Here is a 1,379-nt window from a genome sequence, read left to right on the forward strand (position 1 = left end):
GGTAGTCTGACGGAATGAGCTCCGATGCCGCGCACCAGCCCACCGTGCCCCTGCCCGAACTCTTCCCGGGGAGCGGCGACGCGGGAAGCGCCGGCGTCCCGGACGGGCAGCAGCCCGCGCGGAAGAAATCGCGCTGGGGCCGCCGGCTCACCATCGTGCTCGTGGTGCTTGCGCTGCTCCTCGGCATCGGGGCCGTCATCGCCGAGTTCACGCTCCGGCAGACCGTGCCAGAGGTGATGGAGTCCGCCGCCCGGAAACAGCTCTCCCTGAGCGCCGACCACGAGGTCGAGGCGACCGTTGGCGGCACCTCCGTGCTGTGGCAAACCCTGACGGGCGGCTACCGCGACGTGACCCTGCGGGTGCCCGACGCCCCGCTCGGCGATCTGCGCGGCGAGATCTCGCTCCGCGCCTACCGCGTGCCCCTGAACCCGACGACCGGCCCCCTGACCGCGGCGACCGGCTCGGTCACGCTCACGCCGGAGCAGTTGCAGCCCCTGCTGTCGAGCGCGACCGTCGGCCTGGCCGGGGAGGTGAGCCTCGAGGACGGCGAGATGCAGATCAAGAGCAGCATCCCGCTCTTCGGGGCCCAGGTGCCGCTGGAGCTCGGCGTGACCCTCGCGGCCAGCCCGGAGGGGAACGTGCTCATCACCCCGAGCCGGGCCAAGGCGGGCGGCCTGGAGATCACGAGCGAGCAGCTCTCGGAGGGCCCCGCCCAAATGCTCGCCCCGCTCCTCGAACCGCGCGAGGTCTGCATCCTGGATCGCCTGCCGGTCGGCCTGACCCTGACCGACATCGACATCACGAGCTCCGGGAAGGCCGTGGCCAGCTTCGCCGCCGACCCGAAGATTGTCCTCGATGCGGCGATGCGCGAGAAGGGCACCTGCGGGAAATAACCGGGCGCGCATCCGGCGCTGTCACATTCAACGCGTGGTATCCCGAACCCGCTAGGATAAAACTCGTCCGACCGTGGGGCATCCGCTCTCGTTCGCACGGCTTCAGGGGCCAATCCGGGTCCGCTCGCCTCAGCGAGCGCCCCCACCCCGAAACCGATGCGAAGGCCCCTGCTATGACCGACACCGCCGCAGCCCCCGCCGATACCCCCGCGGAGCTGAACGAGCTTGATCCGGCCGTTTTCTCCCGCACCGTTCGCCGCGGGCGCGACTGCGGCGAGCTGAAGGTTGGCGAGAAGCGCGCCTCCGAACTCATCGCCGAGTTCGGCTCGCCCCTCTACGTGATTGACGAGGCGGACGCGAAGTCGCGCGCCGCCGAGATCCTTGCCGCCTTCCAGCGCGAATTCGCCCGCGTCGGGGCGGAAGCCACCGTGTACTACGCGGGCAAGGCCTTCCTCTGTATCGAGGTGGCGCGCTGGATGACGGAGC

1 protein-coding gene and 1 pseudogene are annotated in these 1,379 nt (G+C 70.5%); both read left to right on the plus strand.

The window, feature by feature from the left end:
* The first annotated feature begins 14 nt into the window (after positions 1-14).
* Positions 15-893 (plus strand): LmeA family phospholipid-binding protein, encoded by an 879-nt coding sequence (locus tag OOT08_RS13235; RefSeq protein WP_325093223.1) that lies wholly within the window; start codon positions 15-17, stop codon positions 891-893.
* A 173-nt stretch (positions 894-1,066) separates the two neighbouring features.
* Positions 1,067-1,379, plus strand: a pseudogene (locus OOT08_RS13240) (diaminopimelate decarboxylase); the annotation flags it as partial.

The sequence above is a fragment of the Leucobacter sp. M11 genome, from assembly GCF_035726885.1.
GTDB lineage: Bacteria > Actinomycetota > Actinomycetes > Actinomycetales > Microbacteriaceae > JAPFRB01.

Coding starts and splice junctions, on each gene's coding strand:
- OOT08_RS13235 (WP_325093223.1), top strand. CDS start 15: ATGAGCTCCGATGCCGCGCACCAGCCCACCGTGCCCCTGCCCGAACTC.